Here is a 24,957-nt window from a genome sequence, read left to right as displayed (position 1 = left end):
GAAAAAACATCGGGGGGATATAACGGTGCGCAGTGAAGTTGGTGTGGGAAGCACATTTCGGGTCCAGTTGCCGATTCACCAATCAAAGCTGGCAAGCTGAACGCCAATCAAATGTGGGAGCGAGCTTGCTCCGGGCGGCGTTCCGACGAAAGCGATGTGTCAGTCGCTATCAATGTTGGCTGACACGGCCCCTTCGTCGGAACGCCGCCCNNNGGAGCAAGCCCGCTCCCACAAGGTTCTTTACCAGTCCGCTCGTTATGTGGCTTCCTGGAAATCCATCTCCGGTGGCTGGCGACGGAAGCCGCCGGTCAACACCGCCAGGTACACCACGCCAATCGCCAGCCAGCTCAAGCCCAGATAGATCGCCAAGTGATCGAGGCTGACCATCAACCACAAATCCGCCGCCAGGCCGATGAACGGGAACAACAAGAACAACACGAATTCACGCAGCCCTTTGTTCTCACCGCCAATCCAGTAGTGAAAGATCACCGACAGGTTCACCAGACTGAACGCCAGGAACGCGCCGAAGTTGATGAACGAGGTCGAGGTAGTGACGTCCAGTTTCAGTGCCAGCAACGCGACCACGGCGCACAGCAGGATGCTGTTGACCGGCGTGCCAAAGCGTTCATGCAAAGTGCCGAAGAACGATTTTGGCAGCACGCCATCGCGGCCCATGGCGAACAACAGCCGCGAGCCGCTGGCCTGAGCCGACAGGCCCGACGCGAACTGGCCGACGATCAGGCCGATCAGGAAGATCGACACGAACAGGTCACCACCGATGTTGCGGGCAATTTCATAGGCCGCCGAGTCGACGCTGTCGAACTGGAACGACGGATGCGCGATCTGCACGAAGTACGACACACCGACGAAGATCAACCCGCCGATCAGGGTAATCAGCATGATCGCTCGCGGGATGGTGCGGCGCGGGTCGCGGGTTTCTTCGGTCAGGGTGCTGACCGCGTCAAACCCCAGGAACGAGTAGCAGGCGATGGCTGCACCGCTCATGATCAGCGGCATCTGCATGTCACCGTTGAAGAACGGTTTGACCGACCACAACGGCGTGCTCGCATCACCACCGACGTAATGAACGCACAGCGCAACGAAGGCGATCAGCACCAGGAACTGCACCAGCATCAGTAACGCGTTGATGCCGTTGGCCAGTTTCAGACCAACAATGTTGATCGCACTGGTGATGCCGATGAACGCCAGCACCCAGATCCACTGCGGCACGGCCGGGAACGCGGAGTTGAGGTAGGCCGCGCCGATCAGCCAGATCGCCATCGGCAGGAACAGGTAGTCGAGCAGCACGGCCCAACCGGCGATGAAACCGAGTTTCGGGCTGATCGCCTTGCGGACATAGCTATAGGCCGAGCCAGCGACGGGAAACGCCGAGGCCATTCGGCCGTAACTCATGGCGGTGAAAAACATCGCCACCAGCGCCGCCAGATAAGCGGCCGGGACCATGCCGGCAGTGGATTGAGCGAGGATGCCAAAGGTGCCGAGTACAATGATCGGCGTCATGTAGGCAATGCCGAACAGCACCACCGAACCCAATGACAGGGTGCGTTGCAAACGAGCCATGAGCGACTACTCCGAATTTATTAGATTTATGGCAGAGCCGAGTTCGGCGCTAAATTTCGGGTGTTTCGTTGTTGTAATTGGGTGAACTATTAAACAGGTGTGTCGACCGGATGGGCCTCTTCGCGAGCAAGCCCGCTCCCACAGGTGTTATGTGTCGTTTACAAATGCTGTGTCCGCTGAAGATCCCCTGTGGGAGCGGGCTTGCTCGCGAAGAGGCCCGCCCTGACAACACAGGATCCGGATCAGCTCTGAGGAATCATCAGCTCCCGCAATCCACAAGCATGCTCAACAATCTCCCCCGGCAATCGCAGCCGCTGATCATCCAGATACCGATAATCCTGCCGCGCCGCCGTCAGCTGATTCAGGTCCAGTTCAACCGCAAACTGCCCCTCCTCCCGTCCGGCCTCGAACAGCAGCGTGCCCAGCGGATCCACCAGCGCACTGCCGCCCGCAAACACCAACCCGCCATCGCCCTCTTCCACCCGGTTGACCATCAGCGCAAACGCCTGGTTTTCCTGGGCGCGGGCCATGATCGCGGTGCGGTGAGTCGGGCCGTAAGGGTCCATGTTGCCGTTGGTGACGATCAACAGTTCGGCACCCAATTGCGCCAGTGCCCGGGCGGTTTCCGGAAATTCGATGTCGTAGCAAATCAGCAGGCCGACCCGCACACCGTTCCACTCGCAGGTGGCGTAACGGTCGCCGGCCTCGAACACACCGCGATCCGACGCCCACAGATGCGTCTTGCGATATTTCAGCGCGATACCTTCGGGGGTGATCAGCAGCGTGGTGTTGTAGAAGCGGCCGTTGTCGTTCTCGGCCATCCCGATCACCACGGCGATGTTGTGTTCACGGGCCGCAGCCAGCACCGCGCTGACGGTCGGACCGTCCAGCGGTTCTGCGGTTTCGGCCAGCGCCTCAAGCGACGGAAAGCCCATCAGGTGGGTTTCGGGAAACACGATCAGCTGCGTATCGGCAGCACAGGCAGCCATCGCCTGCAGAGCGCGTTCGAGGTTGTAAGCCGTGTCGTTGTCACGGCCCGCCAACTGGGCGAGTTCGACTTTCATGGGTATTCCTTGTTCTTAACCGGGCTGGCAGAAAGATTGCCCGGTCGGTGTCTGTGCGCCAGTATGCGCAGCAAGCCACCGGCCGGGAAATCACGCCGCTGGGGTAACCCGATAGGGGTAGAGACATGACACTTTCGTTAGACGACATCGCGTGGCACCGCTCGGTCGGGCAACTGATCGACGCCCTGGACAAGCCCAATTTCTGGACGCAGCTGGTACGTTTGCTGGATCAGTACGTGACCTTCGACAGCTGGGTGGCGCTGCTTTTCAGCGCCGATCAGCACCCGCAAGTGTTCGCCGAATGCCCCGGCGCGGACGGCAGTCCCGATCAGTTGTTCCAGGATTATCTGCGCGGTTTGTACCTGCTCGATCCGTTCTACATCGCCTGTCGCGAGCAGTCGCGTACCGGGCTCTATCGCCTGTCGGAAGTGGCGCCGGAGCATTTCGAGCTGACCGAGTATTACCAGCGCTACTTTCGTCTGAATGTGGTGGCCGATGAAATCCAGTTCAATTGCCAGCTCGAAGGCGACCGCACGCTGTGCCTGTCACTGGGCAGCAAGCAACGTTTCAGCGGCCAGCAGATTGCCTTGCTGTCGCTGATCCAGCCCTGGGTACTCGGCCTGTTGCGCCAGCGCCTGCCTTACGAAATCAACGAAGTCGTGGCCCTCGCACCCGCACCGCCGCAAGTCGACTGGCGCGTGCAGCTGGAAGCGTCGGTGCAACAACTCAAAGGCGCGCAATTGACCGCCCGGGAGCTGGATGTCGGGCGCTTGATGCTCAGCGGTTGCTCCAGTAAAGAAATCGCCCGTAAGCTGGAAATCTCTGTCGAAACCGTGAAAGTCCATAAGAAACACATGTACAGCAAACTGGGGATCAAATCCCAGTCCGAGCTGTTTTCGATTTTTCTCCAGGCACAAAATGCCTGATTGCATGAAAAGATCGTCCGAACGCGGCCCGAACCTTCGGCAGCTCCTACAAAAGCCCGACCGTGCACAATTCTGTAGGAGCTGCCGCAGGCTGCGATCTTTTAGAACCGAGTCCGAACCCAAGGAAACCGTATGAGCCTGTCACTCCTGAGCCGCTACGCCTTCTTTGCCGTCTGTGTGATGTTTACCCTCGCCAGCCTGCCCTTCCTGGAGCACGACTGGCTCTGGCCGATCACCGCCGTCACCGGCATTCTCAGCCTCGTGGGCCTGTTCGATCTGCTGCAAAGCCCTCACGCCGTACGCCGTAATTACCCGATCCTCGGCAACATCCGCTATCTGGTAGAGGGTATTCGCCCGGAAATCCGCCAGTACCTGCTCGAATCCGACAGTGATGCCCTGCCCTTCTCCCGGGCGCAGCGTTCGCTGGTCTATTCGCGCGCCAAAAACGAAAGCGCCGACAAACCCTTCGGCACGTTGATCGATGTGTATCAGTCAGGTTTCGAATTCATCGGCCACTCCATGCGCCCGGCGCCGTTGAGCGACCCGAGCAGTTTCCGGGTCATCGTCGGCGGCCCGCAATGCACGCAGCCGTACTCGGCGTCGGTGTTCAATATCTCGGCCATGAGTTTCGGCTCCCTCAGCGCCAACGCCATTCGCGCGTTGAATCAAGGGGCGAAACTCGGCAACTTCGCCCACGACACCGGCGAAGGCAGCATCAGCGCCTATCACCGGGAAAACGGCGGCGACCTGACCTGGGAACTCGGCAGCGGTTACTTCGGCTGCCGCACCGCTGACGGGCGCTTCGACCCGGAACGCTTCGCCGCCCAAGCGCAGACGCCCCAAGTACGGATGATCGAAATCAAGATGAGCCAAGGCGCCAAGCCCGGTCATGGCGGGATCCTGCCCAAGCACAAAGTCACCAAGGAAATCGCCGAAACCCGCGGCATCCTGATGGGCGAAGATTGCATCTCGCCGTCGCGGCATAGCGCGTTTTCCACGCCGATTGAACTGATGCACTTCATCGCGCAGTTGCGCGAACTGTCCGGCGGCAAACCGGTGGGCTTCAAGTTTTGCCTGGGCCACCCGTGGGAATTCATGGGCATCGCCAAGGCCATGCTGGAAACCGGCATCCTCCCGGACTTCATCGTGGTCGATGGCAAGGAAGGCGGCACCGGCGCCGCGCCCGTGGAGTTCACCGATCACATTGGTGTGCCGATGCGCGAGGGCCTGCTGTTCGTGCACAACACGCTGGTCGGCCTGAACCTGCGGGACAAAATCAAACTCGGCGCCAGCGGCAAGATCGTCAGCGCCTTCGACATTGCCAGCGTCCTGGCCATCGGCGCCGACTGGGCCAACTCGGCACGCGGCTTCATGTTCGCCATCGGCTGCATCCAGTCGCAAAGCTGCCACACCAACAAATGCCCGACCGGTGTCGCCACCCAGGACACCCTGCGCCAACGCGCACTGGTGGTTCCGGACAAGGCTCAGCGCGTCTTCAACTTCCACCGCAACACGCTCAAGGCCCTGGCCGAAATGCTCGCCGCTGCCGGGTTGGAACATCCTTCGCAATTGTCGGCCAAGCATTTGGTACGGCGCATGTCGGCGACCGAGATCAAGTTGTTCTCACAGTTGCATGTGTTCTTGAAACCGGGGGAGTTGCTGGCCGGTGAAGTGAATGGCGAGTTCTACTCGCGGATGTGGCAGATGGCTCGGGCGGATAGTTTTGAGCCAAATGAAGTGGCTGCTGCGTAAACAACGTTTGAACGCCAGCCTCATCGGGAGGTTGGCTTTACACCAAGGAAGGACGCCATGCTGAAAGTCATCGCTCAGGACTTCATCAAACCCGAATACATTGAAACCGTTCGCCCGTGATACGCCGAACTGGTCGAGAAGACTCAACTGGAACCTGATTGCATCGCTTACGACCTGTTCATCGATCAAAAAGACCCGGGGCACTTTATCTTCGTCGAACAATGGCCGAATCAGGCGGCGCTGGATGCTCATTGCCAGTCTGAGCATTTTCGGCGGTTGGTACCGCAGATCAATGGCTACCAGGCAAGGGATTGTATTGTCGTGCTGATGGATGCGTTCTGACGCTAACAAGGGGGGCTGGTGCTGCATCGAGAGTGAATAGACGGGCTTCGATCCCTTCGCCCTTGATAGTCAACGTTTGTTTCCATTCATCCGCGAACAACACATGACTTTCGGTCGCAGGTATGTCGGTTATCCACCAGACTCTTCCTCCGTTAAGTTTCAATTGGCTAACGTCATTGAAAAAAATCCATTTCAGATGTTGAGGTATCAGCGCGTATCCGCCTCGATCTAGTTCATCCGGGAATGTGTCCACAGATGATTTGATGTGAAACCTCGGTTGAATGCCTGTGGTGTTGTAGTAGGTAAACGGCAAGTAAAAGAGCAAAGTGTCGAGTACGATCTTGTCACCCGGATGGGCCTGCCGATCAATCTCGTTCGCCAGTGCGTCCAGCCTGAGTTCTTTGCGAAGACTGGTCCCATTCAATCCATCAGTTTGTCTGTAAACCATTTGCAGTCCCTGTATTTGTCCAATGACTAAAAGCACTACTGTCGCGGCGGCAAACAAGGGTCGTCGTTGCCACCAAGAATCAAGTGCAACAGCACAGATCATGGGCAACCCGACAGCAGCGAACATGAGGTATCGATGGACGAAAATCGATTTCACCAACGACATTAGAAAAACAGTAAGCACTGGCACAAAAAAATAACCTACCAGAAGCAATCTGTAACGACGCTCACTCCGATCGTTCAACAACACCGATGCGGCACAAACAAAGATCAATAGTGTCGGCACCACACGCCACCAGGATGCCGCCGGCACCGAATCAATCATCACCGTAAACTGCCAAACGACAGTCAACACTGCCTGCCACGTGAGAGGCGGTATCCAGTCAAGCCCATTCCTTTGCAGCAGTTGACCAATGAAATGAGGAACCCACGGCAGGTACAAAACAGCAATTGCGATGTTGACCAACATCCATGCACGAATGGGCACTCCGCGCGCTCGCCACCAAAACAGCCAATGCACCAATACACACAACGCGGCGAAATAATGCGTATAGAAAGCAGCCGTCATCAGCAGCACGTAAAGGGTGGGAAAACGCTTTTTATCGGGTGCCTTGACCCAGCACACCAGCGCCACAGTCGCGCCCATCAGCCAAAAGCTGACCAAGGTGTACATTCGCACTTCCTGGCTGTAGCGAACCGAGATCGGTAGCAATGCCAATAACAACGCAGCTATCCAGGTCGCCTTTCGCGTCGCCACCAGACTCATCAATTTCACGCAAAGCAACAGCGTGCCGACGTCTGCCAGTGCACTCAGCGACCGCACAGACACAACGCTGTTTCCGAATAACAGCATCCAGTAATGCAGCAAGACATAGTAAAGAGGTGGATGAACGTCCCGGGCAGTAATGGACCAGATCTGCCACGGCGACTCCTTGGCAAGCAGCAGACTGAAGGCCTCGTCATACCAGATGGACGGCACACTGATAGCGTGAAATCGCACGAATAAAGCAAGGACGATCACCGAGATCAAACCAACACTGTCAACCAGCAGGCTCGAGGATCGGCTGCGGTATACGCAGAGATAGTTCATCGTTTAAATAATCCTTTTCAAACGGTTCGGCTCGCCATGCCGAGTGGTGCGCGCCTCAATACTTCTGATCACATACCTGGGTCGGTGTTTGGATTCCATGTAGATCCGCCCGATGTACTCCCCCAATATTCCGATCCCAATCAGTTGTACACCTCCCAGAAACAAAACCACGGTCATCAGGGACGGATAACCTGGCACTTCGTTTCCATAGAGAAGCTTGTCCAGCACCATATAGGCGGCATAAACCAAAGCCAGCAGCGAGATGGCACCGCCGACATAGCTCCACACACGCAACGGCACGGTGCTGAACGAGGTAATGCCTTCCAGCGCCAGATTCCACAACTTCCAGCCATTGAACTTGCTCTGACCGACGGCACGGGGAGCGCGGTCATATTCGATGGTCACGCTGTTAAACCCCGCCCACGACAACACACCTTTCATGAACAATTGCTGTTCCGGCAATTGCTTGATGACATCCACCACCTTGCGATCCATCAAACGAAAGTCGCCGACGTTTTCTTCAATGCGGGTGTAAGCAATACGATTCAGCAGGTGGTAGAACATTGCCGCGCATTGACGTTTGAGATACCTGTCGGATGAGCGATCGCGACGCTTGGCCAAGACCACTTCGGCACCGTTCTCCCATTCGCTAATAAAGCGTGGGATGACATCTATCGGGTCTTGCAAGTCCACATCCATGGGAATGACGACATCGCCACTGGCATATTCCAGACCTGCGAATAACGCCGGTTCCTTGCCGAAGTTGCGCGAGAAGTTGATGAGCAGCACGTCACCATCAACCAGAGTAATGGCTTGGGCGATATCCGCCGTTCTGTCCGTGCTGCCATCGTTGATGAACACGATCTCGATCTGGTGCCGACGCAAGGATGGTTCCTGGCGCACGGCCTGATAGAAATGCCCGATGGCCTGCTCTTCATTGAACACCGGAACGATCAAGGAAATCTTCATGCCTCGCGCTCGCGAAACACGACAAACCTCGAGAAAAAGAACCCGCAAAACAGGCTCAGAAGCGAAAACGAGGCAACGGTCAGCAACCCATGAATTCGCCACCGATCAGCAAAGAGCCCGACGCCGAAGCTCAATACGCCCATGAAGCTCACAAAGAGCAGGTATCGGAGTACCGACACCCTCGCATCAAACGTATAAAGCGCATTCACATAGAAGGAAAATGATGCGGCGACGCAAAACGCCGCAAAATTACTGGCCGCCTGACTGAGTTGGGCAGCCGTGGTGAGCACGAAAAAAATCTGCCAATGAATGAGCGTATTGGCCACCCCAATCACTGTGTAGCTATAGAATCCTTTCCATAAAGCCTTCATGCCAGCGCCCTTCCTTGCCGCCGTTTCAGTTACCTCTCAAGCTAAAATCATGAGCCGGCGGCGTCTACTGTCAGAAATAACAGGTAGGCGACGTTTCCAGACCAACGGTCATTCTAACGATGTCGTCGCGAACCGTGCCCTTCACATTTCACCAGTGCAGCGCCTTAATCGGGGCTGGCTCTTTCATGACAATAAACCCGTAATCGCCCAGCAGATAAATCCGGTAGTACAGGTTCTCCACCACCGGTGGATAACCCTGATAACCCACCCGGGTCGCGTTACGTCGTTCCTTCTCCGCAACGACGTTGGTGATGCCCACTTTCGGCAGGTTCTCGGCCAGCATGAAAAAGTCGATGTTCAGCAGATAGTGCAACACCGGCATCTGCTTGAACGAGCCCGCCGCCCCCCGCAGCCAGTGATCGGAATAGGTCACTGACATGTAAATGCGCTTGGCTTCGAGCAGTTGTCGATTCGACGCGATGTCGTGTTCAAGACTCAATAGCGCGCTGGACGCTAAGGCTTTCTGCACGGTCAGCACCCGCCCATAGGCGTACGACAGCGACAGCATCGCCAACAACGGAACCATCAACAACAGCGGCAGCCGCTGGTGGATTCGTGCCAGCGCCAGATGACTCAAATAGAACAACAGCACCAACAGGACCGCGAAGCCCATCAGGGTCCTGGCGCCTTCATTGAAGTCCCGGAAAAACAGCGCGACACCCGACACCAGCAGCGTCACGACCGGCAATGTCAGTAAACACACCATGCCGATCAGGATTTTCTTCAGCCCCGTGTCCTGACGTTCCAACACGTTCAGTCCCAGCCGGACACTGCCGGCAATGGCACACAGCAGCAGTGCGGCGAACACCCAGGCAAATCCGCCGTGAAACAGCAGCACGACTTTTTCCAGCACCCGGGCGATGTTGATTTGGAGTTGCAGCAGGGGCTGCGCCGTCCAGTTCAACAACAAGGTGCGATTTCCACTCATGAACGGATAAGCACTGACGCTGTAAATCAACCAGCCCAGGATGGCCTGCGATATTTTCCAGCCGATCAACTCGCACCACTGCGGCCAGACCAGCTTGTCGTTCGCGCTCCTGAGCAGTTCCAGGCAACACAGGCCCAGAAACACATTGAGGCTGACCTGATAAAGCCCTAGCGCCAGCGCAATCAGGAACGAAGGCACCAGCCAATGAACGATGCGCGAGGGATGACGGAAAGTGATCGCATAGATGACCGCCACCACGCTCAACGCCATGGCGGGCCCGTCGTATTGATAGGACAGGTTTTGCAGAAAGAACGGGTTGTACCAGAGTGGCAATGGCACCAGGCAGCAGGCAATCGTCGGTTGCGGGTAGTAATGAAACGTCAGGCTGGCCAACGCCGCGGCCATGGCCAGCGTGGCGATCAACAGTGGTAGCGGAAAGATGTTCGGTGCGGCATTGCCGAAGGTCAGCAGGTTGTAGATCAGCTCGGTGAATAACCGTCCCTGCTCCGCCCAGGCCGAACCGGCCGCGGCCGACAACGATCGCCAGTTGTCATCGATATACGGATAGTCCGCAAGGATCAGCGGCGCCACATACACAAAGGTCGCCAATAGAAAAAACAGCCAGACCTGCCGACGCCCGAGTTCCTTGCTGAAAAAGTCGCTGAACCTGCCCATGCTAAATCCCGAGCCGGTCTTTGCCGCCCACGACGTCTTTGACGATATAGCGCGGCCGATGTTTGGCTTCGATGTAGATGCGGCCGACGTACTCACCGAGGATGCCGATGCCGATCAGCTGCACGCCGCCGAGAAACAGGATCGCGGTCATCAACGACGGGTAACCGGGGACGCTGTTGCCGAAGAAAATCTTGTCCAGCACCATGTACACCGCGTAGAGCACCGCGAAGATCGAAATACCGCCACCGACGTAAGTCCACAAGCGCAACGGCACCGTACTGAACGAGGTCACGCCTTCCAGCGCCAGGTTCCAGAGCTTCCAGCCATTGAACTTGCTGGTGCCCGCCACTCGCTCGGCTCGCTCGTATTCCACCACCACGGTGGTGAACCCGGCCCATGACAGCACGCCTTTCATGAACAACTGGTGCTCGGGAAGCGCGCGAATCACGTTGACCACCTTACGGTCCATCAGCCGGAAATCCCCGACGTTTTCTTCGATGCGGGTGTAAGCGATACGGTTCAGCACACGGTAGAACAGCGACGCGCTGTGGCGTTTCAGGTAACTGTCGGCGGTGCGATCCCGGCGTTTGGCGAGCACCACATCCGCGCCTTTTTGCCATTCGCCAATCAGCCGCGGGATGACGCTGATCGGGTCCTGCAAATCGACATCCATGGGAATCACCGCATCGCCGGAGGCATACTCCAGGCCGGCGAACAATGCCGGCTCCTTGCCGAAGTTGCGTGAGAAGTTGATCAGCAATACCTGTTCATCGGCCTGCGCCAAGGCCTTGGCCTCCTCGGCCGTCCGGTCGGAACTGCCATCGTTGATGAACACGATTTCGACCTCAGCCTGGTCAAGCCTCAACTCGCGACGCACTGCCTGATAAAACAGACTGATCGCCTGTTCTTCATTGAATACCGGAACAATCAACGAGACTTTCATGCGTTACGCTCGCGAAAGACCACGTACTTTGAAAACAGAAAGCCAAGCACCAGGCTCAATGCCGAAAACAGGGCCACCGTCAGCAGGCCGTGAAGTCTCCACACGTCGCCTGCATGGCCGACGCCCAGACTCAGCGCCCCCATGGTTCCCAAGAATAGAAGATAGCCGCCGACCGACGCCTTGGCATCGAAGGTATACAGCGCGTTCATGTAGAAGGAAAACGAGGCGGCAACGCAGAAGGCAGCCAGGTTACTGACAGCCTGACTGAAGCCAGCCCCCACGCTCAGCAGGAAAAAAATTTGCCAGTGGATCAGCGTGTTGGCGACCCCGACCACCGTGTAGCTGGAAAATCCTTTCCACAAGAGCCTCATGGTGACTCTCCTGTTTCACGTCATAAAACTTGGAACCTGTCTACTGTCAGAAATCACAGGTCGGACAGCCTTTCAGACCAGCGGTCAGGGCTTACCTCAACGCCAGGAGACATCCCGTAATATCCCGGTTTTGCAATTACCTGCGAATCACGCGACCCTGCGCGCCGCCGATGTGCGGCGCGCAACCTTTGGCGCCGTCGGTGACTCCTTATCTCAACACCCGTTCACGAGCCCGCCGTCATGACGTTTGAGCGCGATCACCGAATCGACTTTTTTCGCGGCCTGGCACTGATCTTCATTTTTTGGGATCACGTGCCTCACAACCCCCTTGGCCAAATCACCCTGCGCAATGTCGGTTTCAGCGATGCCGCAGAAATATTCGTATTTCTCGCCGGCTACGCGGCCGTTCTGGCCTACGGCAAAATCCTTGCACGCGATGGTTACCTGATCGCCTGCGTGAAGATTCTGCGGCGCGCCTGGGTGCTCTACGTGGTGCATATTTTCCTGCTGGCCATGCTGATGGGCATCGTGTTCTTCGCCAACAGCCATGTGAAAACCCGCGATCTGGTGGAGGAAATGGGCCTGCATCACTTCATCACCAACCCCCAGCAAGCGTTGACGGATGAGTTACTGCTGCGCTTCAAGCCGAACCTGATGGACCCGCTGCCGCTGTACATCGTGCTGCTGGCGGGATTGCCACTGGTCCTGCCGTTGCTGATGCGTAAACCGTGGGCGGTCGTAGCGGTGTCATTGGCGGTGTACCTGCTGGCACCGCGGTTTGGCTGGAACCTTGCGGCCATCAAGGACGGTGTGTGGTACTTCAACCCCGTCACCTGGCAACTGCTGTTTATCCTCGGCGGCTTTGCGGCAATTCACGGGCAGCGGCCACGGTTGCCCGACGCTCGCCCGCTGTTGCGCCAGCCCTTGTTTGTCAGCGCGGCGGTGTACGTGGTGGTGACCGGAGTGATTACTGTCTCCTGGCGCTGGCCGGAAATACACGATGCCGTGATGCCGGCCATCCTGAGCAATCTGCTGTACCCGATCAGCAAGACCGATCTGTCGCCGGTCCGTCTGCTGCACTTCCTGGCGCTGGCTTATGTCACCGCCAGGCTCTTGCCCGGCAACGGCTGGACGCAAAACTGGCTGGCGCAGCAATGCTGTCGCATGGGGCGCTACTCACTGGAAGTTTTCTGCCTCGGCGTGCTGTTGGCGCCCTTGGCGGACATGCTCAACGCCCTGACCGATGATGCGTTTGCCATGCAGGTTTTCACCGCATTGGTGGGTGCCGGGGTGATGGCGTTGCTGGGGGCGTGGCTGGATTTCAACAAGCGGTTGAATCGGCAAATGTCGGTGGCGGCCGCTTAAGATCAAAAGATCGCAGCCTCGTTTCACTCGACAGCTCCTACAGGAATTGCAATTGACGAACGTACACGGACGATCGGCAAACACATTTCCGTGTAGGAGCTGTCGAGTGAAACGAGGCTGCGATCTTTTGATCCTCCAAACCCAAAAGCCCCGATCATCACGACCGGGGCTTTTTCATTTCAGGCGTTACGTCTTACGAAGCCGAACGCACCGCACCCTGCGACACATTGGTCGGTTGCAGCTTGAACACGTAGAACAACACCGTCAGCAGGACCAGGAACGCCGGGCCCACATAGAGCGCCACGCGAGTGTCCGGGAAGTACGCCATCAGGCCGACCACCAGCACCAAAAACGCCAACGCCAGGTACGAGCTGACCGGGTACAACCACATCTTGTATTTCAGGCCGGCACGTTCGCTGGCGCTCAGGCCTTTGCGGAACTTGAGCTGGGCCAGCAGGATCATCACCCAGGTCCAGATCGCGCCGAAGGTGGCAATCGCCGTCACCCAGACGAACACTTTCTCAGGCACCAGGTAGTTGAGCAGCACGCCCAGCAACAAGGCACCGATCGACAGCAGCAAGGCGCGACGCGGCACGCCGTTGTTCGAGGTCTTGGCGAAGCCGGCCGGGGCCTGACCGTTCTGCGCCAGGCTGTACAGCATGCGCCCGGTGCTGAAGATGCCGCCGTTGCAGGACGACAGTGCCGCGGTGATCACCACGAAGTTGATGATGCCGGCGGCGGTCTTGATGCCCAGGCGCTCGAAGGTCATCACGAACGGGCTGCCCTGAGTGCCTATTTCGTTCCACGGGTAGATCGACAGGATCACGAACAGCGCGCCGACGTAGAACAGCAGAATCCGCCAGAACACCGAGCCGATCGCATTGGGAATGGTCTTCTGCGGGTTCTTCGCTTCACCGGCGGTCAGGCCGATCATCTCGACACCGAGGTAGGCGAACATCACCATTTGCAGGGACATCAACACGCCTTGCACGCCATTGGGCATGAAGCCGCCATGCGCCCAGAGATTGGAAATCCCCAGCGCCACGCCGTCGTTACCGAAGCCGAACGCGATCACGCCGATGCCGCCAACGACCATCGCAATGATGGTGACGATCTTGATCAGGGCGAACCAGAACTCGAACTCACCGAAGGCTTTCACCGCGATCAGGTTGATCGAGCCCATGCTGATCAACGCAGCGAGTGCCCAGATCCAGCGCGGCACATCGGGGAACCAGACGCCCATGTACACCGCCACCGCGGTGATTTCCGCAACGCAGGTCACCAGCCACAGGAACCAGTAGTTCCAACCGGTCAGGAAGCCCGCCAATGGGCCGAGGTAGTCTTGAGCATACCGACTGAAGGAGCCGGCGACCGGGTTGTGCACCGCCATTTCGCCGAGGGCGCGCATGATCACCAGGATCGCCAGACCGCCGATGATGTAGGAAAGCATGATTGCCGGGCCAGCCATCTCGATGGCCTTGGCCGAACCGAGGAACAAACCGACGCCGATACAGGCACCGAGCGCCATCAAGCGAATATGCCGTTCGCCGAGTTCGCGTTTGAGCGGGCCGCCTTGAGCGGTCTCGCCATTGGGCAGGTGATTGCCTGGCATAGGGGTACAACCTCGTCTTGTTATTGGATATGACCACCGAGTGTCGAAGCGCTGACCGGTAAGCCAATGCTTTTCTGAAACCGGGCCTGCTTCGTGGGCAAACCCGTCTTGTAGGACAAAACCTGCAAGATCAGCGGGGCGTGCAGTATAAAAAGCTTCCTACAGGGTTTTTCACTCTATAAACCACAACATTTAGCGAGAACTCTCGGGAAAAGTTAGGTTTACGGAGGGGCATTACCTGCCTTACGTAGGATTATTCGCTAATGAAACGGCGCGGAGTATTGCACGGTAATGGTGCATCGTCATGTCCCCAACTTAGGCGGCATTTACGCTCCGATGGCTCTAATCCAAGTATCTCTGGCATACACACTGCCGCCCCTTGTAGCAGCTGCCGAAGGCTGCGTTCGGCTGCGCAGCAGACGTAAATCAGACACTGCGGTATGCCAGACAGGTCAAGGTCACAGAATTAGCGCCTGCTGCGCAGTCGAACGCAGCCTTCGGCAGCTGCTACAGGGACCCACTTGGATCCGGAAAAAAACCGGGAGAACCCTGTTCACAATTTTTTCACCAAGGCCAACCACCGTCTAAGCTTCAGACAAGTCCTCTCAATCTGCGTGAATGGATCAGTCGACTATGGGCGTTTTATGGCAAACCGATTCGAGAAAAAATGTGGTTCCGACTGAACGTGTGGATGAAACGCCTTTACCTGAAAAATCCCCTCGCAGTCGTACGAAGCACGGTTGGGGGGCGTTCTGGTTGTTGTTGCTGATAATTCTGATTGTCCTGGGGCTGGCCGCGGCCAAGGAAATGCGCACGTCGAAGTTTCAATCCCGGGAGCTCAGCCAATTCGCCGCCACCCTGAGCTACGAGCTGAAACCCGGTCCCAGCGATGCCATTCACTATCCCGGCGCCGGTCCTTTCGACCTGCGTCTGGGCTACAGCTCTCTGGATGAATTCCTGCCGCGTCTGATCAAGCGTGACTACGTTGTGGCGGCACAGACCCGGTTTTCCCAAAAATTGATGGACTACACCGACAAGGGCTTTTTCGTGCCCTACGCGGAGAAAATCCAGGCTGGATTGTCGATCACCGATTGCCGTGGTGCACCGCTTTACCAGTACAAATACCCACAACAACTGTATTCAAGCTTTGCGGCGATCCCCCCTGTGGTGGTCAACAGTTTGCTGTTCATCGAAAACCGCTTTCTGCTCGATCCCCTTCAGCCACGGGCCAACCCTGCCGTGGATTGGCCTCGGTTCGGCATGGCGGCGTGGTCCCAGGTCGCCAAGTTGTTGCACCTGCCGGGCCAGTCGGCGGGCGGCAGTACCCTGGCAACGCAACTTGAGAAGTACCGGCATTCGCCCGATGGCCTGACCGTGTCGGGCGCGGAAAAAATCCGTCAGATGATTTCTGCCAGCGTGCGCGCCTATCAGGCCGGGCCGGAGACCCTCGAAGCCCGGCAGAACGTGATTCGCGATTACCTCAACAGCGTGCCCCTGTCGGCAGTACCGGGCCACGGTGAAGTGCATGGCATGGCCGAAGGTTTGCGCGTCTGGTACGGCGCCGATTTCAACCAGGCCAACGAGCGGCTGGCCAGCAAGGAGACAGATCCGAAAAGCATGTCGGAAAAAGGTCTGGCCCTGCGTGAGATGCTGTCTTTGATGATTGCCCAGCGCCGTCCTTCCCACTACCTGACCAAGGGTCACGATGAACTTTCCGAACTCACCGACAGCCACATTCGTCTGCTGGCACTCAATAGCGTGATCGATGCGCCACTCGCGGCAGCGGCATTGGCCAGCAAAGTGACCTATCGCGACTGGCAGACACAGCCAACCATTCAGCCGATCGAAACCAACAAGGGCATCAGCGTGGCGCGCAGTCGTCTGGGCGGGTTGCTCAACCGTCCGCTGTACGACCTCGATCGCCTTGATCTCTCCGCCACCAGCACCCTGCAAGGCGAGCTGCAAACCAAGGCCACCGAATACCTCAAACGCTTGGCCGACCCGGTTTTTGCGACGCAGATCGGTTTGATGGGCGAACGCCTGCTCACCCCCACCAGTACCGCCCAAGTACGCTACAGCTTCACGCTGTTCGAACTGACCCCGGACGGCTCGCGGGTGCGGGTGCAGACCGACAGCACCGACCAGCCCTTCGATATCAATGAAGGCAGCAAGCTGGAACTGGGCTCCACCGCCAAGATGCGTGTGCTGACCACCTATTTGCAGATCATCGCCGAGCTGCACGATAAGTACGCAACGATGACCGTCCCGGAACTGAAGAAGGTCGACGTCCCTGAACAGGACCGCCTGAGTCGCTGGGCCGTCGATTATCTGATCCAGAACAAAGACCGCAACTTGCCAGCCATGCTCGGCGCTGCGCTGGATCGCAAATACTCGGCCAGCCCCGGCGAAGCTTTTTTCACCGGTGGCGGGCTGCACACATTCGTTAACTTTCGCAAAGAAGACAACGGCCGCCTCCCTACCCTGCGCGATGCCCTGCGTGAGTCGATCAACCTGCCGTTCATTCGGCTGATGCGTGACCTGGTGCGCTACACCACGTATTCCGGCCCCAACAGCAGCGCCGAATTGCTCAAGGACGACCGCGACCCTCGCCGCCAGGAATACCTCGCCTCGTTTGCCGACCGCGAAGGCACGTCGTTCCTGCTGAAGTTCTGGAAGAAATACAAGAACAAGGACACCCAGGCGCGGCTCGAGACCTTCCTCGACAGCATGCGCCCGACACCGATCCGCATGGCCGCGGTGCATCGTTATCTGTTGCCACAGGCCAGTCAGGAAAGCTTCAACATGTTTGTGCGCGCGCACCTCAAAGGCGCCAAGCTCACCGAAAAACTGACCGACGAACGCCTCCAACGGCTCTACGAAAGCTACGGCCCTGGCGCCTACGACCTACCGGACCAGGGCTTCATCGCCAAGGTTCACCCGCTGGATCTTTGGTTGATGGGCTACTTGTTGAACAACCCCGACGCCAAGTTCAGCCAGATCGTCAAAGCCAGCCAGTTCGAACGCCAGGAAGTCTACAGCTGGTTATTCAAAAGCCGTCACAAGGGCGCCCGCGACAGTCGCATCCGCACCATGCTGGAGATCGAAGCGTTCCTCGACATTCACCAGCGCTGGCAGAAAGTCGGCTATCCGTTCGATCACCTGGTGCCGTCGCTGGCCACCGCCATCGGCAGTTCCGGCGACCGTCCGGCAGCATTGGCGGAGCTGATCGGTACCATCCTCAACGACGGCGTGCGCATGCCCACTCTGCGCATCGACAGCCTGCACTTCGCGGCGAATACGCCGTATGAAACCAAACTGATCAATGACCCGGATGTCGGCAAGCGAGTCATGCCCTCCGAGGTCGCCACGGCCATGCGCGAAGCCTTGTCGCAAGTGGTCGATGCCGGTACGGCCAAACGTGTTTCTGGCAGTTTCATCACGCCGGATGGCAAACCGTTGGCCATGGGCGGCAAAACCGGTACGGGCGATAACCGCATCGAAGCCTTCGGTTCGGGTGGGCGAATTCTGAGTTCGAAATCCATTAACCGCACCGCGACCTTCGTGTTCTACATCGGCGATCGTCACTTCGGCACGATGACTGCGTTCGTGCCCGGGCAATCGGCCGAAGCGTTCAAATTCACCTCGGCCTTGCCAGTGCAAGTGCTCAAGGGGATGGCGCCAATTCTGACGCCGTACCTGCAACCGGGTAGCAGTGTCGCGTGTCAGCCGGTTGCGACATCGCGACTGTGAGCTTTTGCGCAGCAGGTGGTATTTAATTATTTTTCAGATTCGAATACTTACCTGTTTACCGGCTGAAAGCGCCGGTTAAGCACAGATCTTTAGACTGTTGTTTTTAGCCCCGACAGATAGGCTGATCATTCTTAAAACGATCAAGGATGATTGCCATGTCTGACGCTCCCACGCTCGGCCAAAACATCAACAAGGGCCGGCACTACGAGTTCATCAAAAACACCATCAGCGACAACTTCAAAGACGCCACTGTCGGCAGAGGCCGGGCACTGGCGGCTGCTGGATTGAAGATTGAGCCGTGGTACACCACATCGCCCGCCACCCATCATGACAAGCTGAAAGCGGCCAACCTCAAGGCATGGCGTTCGCAGAATACGGTCGACAAACTGTTCGAAAAACTGGACCTCCATTCGTTCGCCGCGCCCCTGCTCCAGGCAGAGCTCAAAAAGCGTTACGGAGTCGAGCATGACGTCAAGACGACCTACGTGCGCCTGTACCTTCCCAAGGATTTGCCGTGGTATGTGATGGACCTGTGGGATGGTGTCACAGCCCGAACCGTGTCCATGCTGGATGCGGCGCTGCACAACTTTGCAAAGAGTGAAAAGGTTGATACCGGCTCGGACTTCATCACCGAACCCGACCATCGCGGGCACTTCGATGTCCTGTCGATCAAGCGGAAAATGACCATCAGCCAGTTCCAAGCGCTGTGCCGGGAACTGGACATTGGCGCCCGATATAAAGCATATCTCGAAAGCTACCTGCTCCCCGGCGACCCCGCGGCCAAAGCCTTCCTTCGACACACTGTGACTGAAAGCCAGAAAGACGCACTCGCCGTCGCCGCGCAACTGGCGCTGATGACCGAGGATATCCAATACGACGCCTACAAACTGATACTGGCGCTGGCAAAGGGCGAATCTCTACCGCTCCTCAATGGGAAACAAATGCTGTGTTGTGATTTCTCCATGATGGGGACGCGTATGACCGGCATTGTTCTTTTGCTTCCTGTCATGCAAGACAGCGGAGGTATTCGACGGCTCATTGCCTATGTTCCCCATGACCCGGATCACCCGCTCAAGGAATACGAATCAACAGATGCCTTCATGACGGAACTGGCGCGCCAATTGCGCGAAAACAAGGTCGGCGCCTCATCCAGGCAGAGTTACCGACAATTCTTCAGCCAGTTTGTCGATCAACAGCAGCGCGGGCATTTTTTTGCCAATATGGATCGAGGCCTCACCACCATCAAATGGCATGAGAAAGGAGATCGGACGGATCCGCGTCCAGCGTGGCGCGAAGAACCTGTACCTCGCCTTCGCTTGCAGTTCCTGTCCCTGCCAGTTCCTCGGGATTACTGGACATATGCCTACCAGCAGAAACTCAACAAGGTCCTCAACGACGCTCGTGAAATCGCCGTGTCCACCGCCGACACAGATACCAAGGCGCGCTGGGCCTGGTGGGACAACTTCAAGAAAATCGTATCGGACCTTTTCAACGTCGCCCTGTTGATCGCCACGCCATTCGTGCCGGGTCTGGGCGAACTGATGATGGCCTATACCGCTTATCAACTGACGAATGACGTCATTGAAGGCATAGTCGATCTGGCCGAAGGTCTGGCAGTTGAAGCAACCGAACATGTGATCAGCGTGGTGACGGACGTCATTCAACTGGTGGCGTTTGGGGCGGGTGCAGCGATTGGCAGCACGCTTAGATTCAAATTGTCGGCGCTGGTCGAGGGCATGAACCCGGTCACGTTGCCCAACGGCAAACAGTCGCTGTGGCATTCCGATCTCAAGCCTTATGAACAAGCCAGCCTGAACCTGCCCACTGATTCGAAACCCGACGCCCTCGGCCTGCACCGACACCTCAATCAGAACATCCTGCCACTTGAAGGCAAACTCTACGCCCTTGAAACCACTTCGCGCGATCCGAGCGCCACACACCGCCTAAAACACCCCACCCGACCGAATGCCTACTCGCCGAAGCTCAAACACAACGGCAGCGGCGCCTGGGTGTTCGAGGGCGAAAATCCGCTCGACTGGAAAGGTGAAATCCTGATGCGCCGCCTCGGCCAAAGCGTCGAGCGCTTTACACCAGCGGAGCGCGAACGGATCCGGATCAGCAGCGCAACCGACGAAGGGGAACTGCGGCGCATGCATGCCGAGCATGCGCCACCGCCGCCACTGCTGGTCGACGCGATCAAGCGCTTCGGCGCGTTTGACGATGTACAGATCGCCAGTGCGAACATCCGTACCGGACGACCGCTCGACCCATCGTCCGTGTGGTTCGAACCACTGCTGACAAGGCTCCAGGGCTGGCCCGCCGAACGGGCGCTGAAGGTTTATGAACGGTCTGACTTGAGTGGTCAGTCACGCACCTACGGCAACGCCCACGCAAATGACGCCAATACCCTGAGCATCGGCCTGCCAGAACTCCTGTCCGGCCGACTGCCCGAACGGGTTTCTGTCTTTTTGAACGACACCGAAATCAACACCCTGCTGGGGCGCGACGTACCACGCGCCGAACGCACCCAAGCCGTGCGTGACCGATTGGCGGATGCCGTCGATCAGCAACAGGGCGAAATGTCCAAACGTGTGTACCAGGCGGGTGAACGGTCGAACAGGGCGCAAACCCGCGTGCTGAAACAGACGTTCCCGGACATGCCGCTCACGCTCACGGAAAAAGTCCTGACTGAAGCAAAGCCAGCCGAACTGCAACGAATAGCCGATGAAAGTCGCCTGCCCCTGAGGATCAAAACCCTGGCGCGCGAAGTGAATTTCGAAGCGTCCAACGCCCGCGCCTACGACGGTTTTTATCGCGACGAAATGATGGTGCCGAACACCGAGATGCTAGCGCTGAGAACCCTGACACTTCATAACGAGAGCCTGAGCGATTTGCGCATTGAGGTGCGAGATGGCGCATTTGACGGCCCGCTACGCTGTAGTGTCGGCCCCGATGATGCCTCGACGGTACGGCTACTGATCCGCGATGGGCTGGGCCGCTACGAGGTGCTCGACGGGGACAACCGGCAGCTGCACAAAGCCGGCGACTTCTACGAAGCGATACTGAATGCCCTGCCCGACGACCAGCGCACGGCATTGGGGTACGCGCGCGGTCACGGTCGCCTGCTCAAACTATGGATCATGGAAACCTCCGCGCCGTCGGGCGAACGCCGAACATTGCTGGCGGAACCGCCCATTCGCGCCGTTGCCACGACTGAAACCGTCAATCTGGTGCGTGGTCCGTTCTGGTTCTTTGGCGAAAAAACCCCGGAGCAGAGGATCAAGGAGCTGCATCCGCAATTGAGCGATCAGCAAGTCACCCGGTTTCTTGAGGCGTTGCGTGCCAAGGGCGATCCCGACCAGGCCATCGACCGCATCAGGGATGACCTCAAGCAATTGCGCAACACCTTACAGGCGTGGCGGGAAAACCAGCCGACTCAATTCGACAGTGTCGGGGATCCCATCGCCGGGATTAACAGGGACTTCCTGCAAAACGGCGGAAGGCATATCGAGGAACGGCTGCTTGAGTGCTTCGAACGCAAGAGCGAAACGTTCGGCGAGCGCAATATCCATCCGGACGGTGGCTATACGCTGGATCTTTCCGCCGAAATCATGGGCCCGGATCTCGAACGCTGGTGGAAGCAAGTACGCAAGCTGGCCGACATCGGAAAGTTCCTTGACCAGATCACCGTGCTGAACCTGGACAAAGCGCGTTTTTCGGTCGACAGCAACGGTCTCTTGAACGACTTCCCGAACCTTCGTCAGCTGAGCGCCCGCAACACTGGATTGACCACGGTGCCATCCGATATCGGCAAGCTGGGTCAACTGACAACCCTGGATTTGGCTGACAACCGAATCAGTCTGAGTTCCAATTCGCTCGAGCAGTTGAGCAACCTCACCCACCTGGAAACACTGAGGCTGGACGGCAATCCGCTGCGCCAGCCCCCGAATGTAGGCGGCATGCGCGACTTGAAAGTGTTAGGTCTGGCGAATACCGGTATCGAAGACTGGCCGCAAGGTCTTTTCAGCGACGCGGCCGGCGAGAGAAACCGCCCGCGTGGCTTTGCTCTCGACATGCGCCAATGCCCAATCAAGACCGTACCGGAGGTCGCTCCAGGGTCGGATCAAGCGTTCATCCTGGCACGTGCGCGATTCGGCACCCTGCGGCTTTCCGATGCCGACCGGATCCGTTTTGGCGACTACCGCGAATCCATGGGCTTTGCCCGTCAGCAGGTCTATTCAGGAGCTGTAGAGGATGAACTGAGCCATTGGAAGCCGTCCTCGAACGCACCATCGGTTTTCGATTTGTCCGAGGGTTACAAAGTACACAGGGAAGAGTCCTGGCACGATGTGATGGCCGAACCCGGCTCCACCGATTTTTTCAGGGTCATCAGTAAACAGAGAGAGAGCCGGGATTACCGGGACGTCGGAGCTCGCCAGCAGTTGACCAAGCGCGTCTGGCAAATGATCGATGCCATGGCGCTGGACTCCGATTTGCGCGAAGAACTGTTTAAACAGGCCAGTCAACCCGAGAGCTGCGCGGATGCCGGGTCGCAGCTGTTCAACAACATGGGGCTCAAAGTACTGGTGTCGCAAGCGTACACAGAATCGGCGTCCACCACGGTGCTCGACGACAAACTGGTCAGGCTGGCCCGTAGCGCCGCTCGCCTGGAAAAGGTCGGTGATGTCGCCAGAGCCGAAATCAGCAGCCAGCAGCAAAAGTTTCTGATCAATCCGGCAAACAACACCGCTCCGGATGATGTGGAAGTGCACCTGGCGTTTGAAACGGGACTGGCGAAACGCCTGGAGTTGCCGTGGCAGTCCGAGGGCATGCTGTTTGAACCGAGATCCGGTGTAGATCGGGCGAAAATCGACACAGCCTATGACACGATCATCGAACGGGAGAAAGGCGACGGGCTGGTCAATGGGATGGTCGATGCATTCGAGAACCCGTTCTGGGAGCAACATTTGCGTAAAACCTACCCTGAACAGTTCGAGTCGAACGATCAACTTTTCAAGGAAAAACAAGGGCAGCTCGAAGAGCTGCGCGAGGTTCAAAACCAGTGGGCAAATAATCAGGATAAGGCTCAGACAACACGGCTTCAGAAAAAACTGGAAGCGTTAGCCCGAGTGCTGAACGTTCCAGAGAAAGACGTGTTCAGTGGTGAAGAAATGAGCACCTCGTTTTACAACAGACTCGTTCGAGACATGGGCTATGCACGGAACGAGTTGGCCAGAGACCTGACTCGGGCAGCGATGGCACGAGCCGGGCTTTGAAAATGTAACGCGCCTGGGGATCTTTTGATTGACCCTACGCCAGCGCCGAGTCTTATCACTCGGCGCTGCTTCTCGATCGACACACTGCTCAGCCCACTTCCGAATCCCAGATCTCGAGGCGCCTGTTTCAGCTCACTCCCCCGGCGCCCTGGCGCTGAACAACAACAGTACGTTGCCGTTGTAATCCCCCGGGCGGTATCCCCCGGACGGCATCACCGGATCGATTTCCAGCAACACCCGCTTACCTGCCGCCGCGTCAACCGCCGACACCACCAGCCGTGGAGAAAGGTCCGGGCTCAACTCCACCCCGTTGAAACTGACCCGTAACACAATGTTGTCAACCGGCCTGCCGTTCGACAGGTAGGGGGCGGCCTCCAGGCGCGCTTCAATGGCGCTGGTGTCATGCCGCACATCGAAGTGCTTGCGCACGCTGCTCAGGGTCGATGTCGAGGGGTTCCAGATCAACCGCTGGGGCCGGTGAATCCAGTCCGGTTCGGCCGGAATCAGGTAGAACGAGCGCGTCGGGATGCTCAAGGACACCTCGAAGGTGTGCTCTTCCCGGGCAGCCCATGTCAAAGAGCCCATCAGTGCGGTCATTGCCGTCAGCGCGACGGCGGCGCATTGCTTGATCATGTTCAATACCCGTTGTGTCGATGGAAAGCCGGCCTATCGGCTGGCAATCTTCAGGGCTTTTTTACTGTCGCCTTCGATCAGGTTGAAACGGTATTCACGCCCCTTTTCCTTGTCGAAGCCAAATGCCTTGCCGGCCATTACGTGGTGTTTGGTGGTCGAGCCACAGTCACTCTCGTTACTCAATGAGCAGCTTTTGAATTCATCGACGATCACCACGGTGTTGCCATTATTTTTCAACTCGTAGCGGCTGGCAGTGTCATTGATGGCGGTCTCGAAACGAGCATCTTTGGGGCGCACGAAAAAGACTGTGCCGAACCCGGTCATCACGTTGACCCCGGCCGACAGGTTCTTTTTGTAGTCTTCGCGCTCTTCGCTTGAGACGGCGAACTCATCTTCGTTCTCCGGTACCACTGGCAAGAAACGCACACGGAAGTAGCGCTCGCGGTCTCGCTCGCCCATGTACAACAGTCGCGTGCCCTGCATGCCCTGGGCCGGCACGATCAGCCGCGCCGGGCTGGCCATCAAGCCGTTGCGCGAGGCACCGTCCACCGCAGCCTCGACCGGAATTTCCTTGGGCGCGCCATCGGCGTCGTAGACGATTTCCAGCACGTTGACCTTGACGAAAGCGGTGGCATCGCCGCTGTTGAATACCCGTTTGAGGTAGGTACTTTTATCCGCATCCAGATAGTCATACACGGTGCCGACATTGATCTGCGGACCGGCGTTGGCCGTCCCGCAAAACACACTGAGCACCCACAGCAAAAACACACGATTCATCGTCTTTAATCCCATAAGAAAAAAG

General features: G+C 57.7%; 17 protein-coding genes and 1 pseudogene. 7 read left to right on the top strand and 11 right to left on the bottom strand.

The annotated features are described in order from the left end of the window. Positions 1-100: hypothetical protein (locus E3W21_RS31540; RefSeq protein WP_256661481.1), on the top strand; the 100-nt coding region annotated here is incomplete at its 5' end. A 155-nt stretch (positions 101-255) separates the two neighbouring features. Here the strand turns inward: E3W21_RS31540 and E3W21_RS01445 are convergent. Beyond that, entirely contained in the window at positions 256-1,581 is a 1,326-nt protein-coding gene (locus E3W21_RS01445; protein ID WP_123369261.1) for an APC family permease, read from the bottom strand. A gap of 242 nt (positions 1,582-1,823) precedes the next feature. Continuing rightward, positions 1,824-2,645 (bottom strand): carbon-nitrogen hydrolase family protein, encoded by an 822-nt coding sequence (locus E3W21_RS01440; protein WP_129438083.1) that lies wholly within the window; start codon positions 2,643-2,645, stop codon positions 1,824-1,826. A 125-nt stretch (positions 2,646-2,770) separates the two neighbouring features. Here E3W21_RS01440 and E3W21_RS01435 point away from each other — a divergent pair, with 125 nt between their 5' ends. The 3 genes and pseudogenes from E3W21_RS01435 (at position 2,771) to E3W21_RS01425 (ending at position 5,665) form a co-directional block, all read left to right on the top strand. Then, a complete protein-coding gene (locus tag E3W21_RS01435) occupies positions 2,771-3,571 on the top strand; it encodes a LuxR C-terminal-related transcriptional regulator (RefSeq protein WP_008147857.1) in 801 nt (266 codons plus the stop codon). Positions 3,572-3,703: 132 nt separating this feature from the next. Continuing rightward, positions 3,704-5,323 carry an FMN-binding glutamate synthase family protein gene (locus E3W21_RS01430; protein ID WP_134417370.1) on the top strand — a complete coding sequence of 540 codons (1,620 nt, stop codon included), beginning with the start codon at positions 3,704-3,706 and terminating at the stop codon, positions 5,321-5,323. Between the two features lie 57 nt (positions 5,324-5,380). Next, positions 5,381-5,665: pseudogene (locus E3W21_RS01425) on the top strand (putative quinol monooxygenase). Here E3W21_RS01425 and E3W21_RS01420 read toward each other — a convergent pair. The 6 genes from E3W21_RS01420 to E3W21_RS01395 all read right to left on the bottom strand — a co-directional run bounded on the left by E3W21_RS01420 (position 5,613) and on the right by E3W21_RS01395 (position 11,519). Next, the gene (locus tag E3W21_RS01420) at positions 5,613-7,202 is read right to left on the bottom strand and encodes a glycosyltransferase family 39 protein (protein WP_134417368.1); all 1,590 of its coding nucleotides are present in this window, start codon (positions 7,200-7,202) and stop codon (positions 5,613-5,615) included. The pseudogene E3W21_RS01425 and the gene E3W21_RS01420 sit on opposite strands and share 53 nt — an antisense overlap. Positions 7,203-7,205: 3 nt before the next feature. Next, positions 7,206-8,171, bottom strand: a complete 966-nt coding sequence (locus tag E3W21_RS01415; RefSeq protein ID WP_134417366.1) for a glycosyltransferase family 2 protein — start codon at positions 8,169-8,171, stop codon at positions 7,206-7,208. Beyond that, positions 8,168-8,542, bottom strand: a complete 375-nt coding sequence (locus tag E3W21_RS01410) for a GtrA family protein (RefSeq protein ID WP_134417364.1) — start codon at positions 8,540-8,542, stop codon at positions 8,168-8,170. The genes E3W21_RS01415 and E3W21_RS01410 overlap by 4 nt, the downstream gene beginning before the upstream one ends. 148 nt (positions 8,543-8,690) lie before the next feature. Next, positions 8,691-10,205 (bottom strand): glucosyltransferase domain-containing protein, encoded by a 1,515-nt coding sequence (locus E3W21_RS01405; RefSeq protein WP_134417362.1) that lies wholly within the window; start codon positions 10,203-10,205, stop codon positions 8,691-8,693. A 1-nt stretch (position 10,206) separates the two neighbouring features. Beyond that, entirely contained in the window at positions 10,207-11,148 is a 942-nt protein-coding gene (locus E3W21_RS01400) for a glycosyltransferase family 2 protein (RefSeq protein ID WP_134417360.1), read from the bottom strand. After that, positions 11,145-11,519 (bottom strand): GtrA family protein, encoded by a 375-nt coding sequence (locus E3W21_RS01395; RefSeq protein WP_134417358.1) that lies wholly within the window; start codon positions 11,517-11,519, stop codon positions 11,145-11,147. Before E3W21_RS01395 ends, E3W21_RS01400 begins: the two co-directional genes overlap by 4 nt. A gap of 240 nt (positions 11,520-11,759) precedes the next feature. Between E3W21_RS01395 and E3W21_RS01390 the strand changes: the two genes are divergently transcribed. After that, entirely contained in the window at positions 11,760-12,884 is a 1,125-nt protein-coding gene (locus E3W21_RS01390; protein ID WP_134417356.1) for an OpgC family protein, read from the top strand. Positions 12,885-13,077: 193 nt separating this feature from the next. Here E3W21_RS01390 and E3W21_RS01385 read toward each other — a convergent pair whose 3' ends face one another. Continuing rightward, positions 13,078-14,496 carry an amino acid permease gene (locus E3W21_RS01385; protein WP_134417354.1) on the bottom strand — a complete coding sequence of 473 codons (1,419 nt, stop codon included), beginning with the start codon at positions 14,494-14,496 and terminating at the stop codon, positions 13,078-13,080. Positions 14,497-15,129: 633 nt separating this feature from the next. Here E3W21_RS01385 and E3W21_RS01380 point away from each other — a divergent pair. Both E3W21_RS01380 and E3W21_RS01375 read left to right on the top strand, forming a co-directional pair. Beyond that, positions 15,130-18,246, top strand: a complete 3,117-nt coding sequence (locus E3W21_RS01380) for a transglycosylase domain-containing protein (protein ID WP_134417352.1) — start codon at positions 15,130-15,132, stop codon at positions 18,244-18,246. Between the two features lie 146 nt (positions 18,247-18,392). Further along, positions 18,393-23,522 (top strand): NEL-type E3 ubiquitin ligase domain-containing protein, encoded by a 5,130-nt coding sequence (locus E3W21_RS01375; protein WP_305955660.1) that lies wholly within the window; start codon positions 18,393-18,395, stop codon positions 23,520-23,522. Positions 23,523-23,654: 132 nt separating this feature from the next. Here E3W21_RS01375 and E3W21_RS01370 read toward each other — a convergent pair whose 3' ends face one another. Continuing rightward, positions 23,655-24,155, bottom strand: a complete 501-nt coding sequence (locus E3W21_RS01370; protein WP_134417350.1) for a CS1 type fimbrial major subunit — start codon at positions 24,153-24,155, stop codon at positions 23,655-23,657. A gap of 33 nt (positions 24,156-24,188) precedes the next feature. After that, the gene (locus E3W21_RS01365) at positions 24,189-24,932 is read right to left on the bottom strand and encodes a molecular chaperone (RefSeq protein ID WP_134417348.1); all 744 of its coding nucleotides are present in this window, start codon (positions 24,930-24,932) and stop codon (positions 24,189-24,191) included. Positions 24,933-24,957 lie beyond the last annotated feature (25 nt).

The sequence above is a fragment of the Pseudomonas sp. F01002 genome, from assembly GCF_004402115.1.
GTDB classification, from domain to species: Bacteria; Pseudomonadota; Gammaproteobacteria; order Pseudomonadales; family Pseudomonadaceae; genus Aquipseudomonas; species Aquipseudomonas frigoris.
This window is presented reverse-complemented; position numbering and strand designations above follow the sequence as displayed.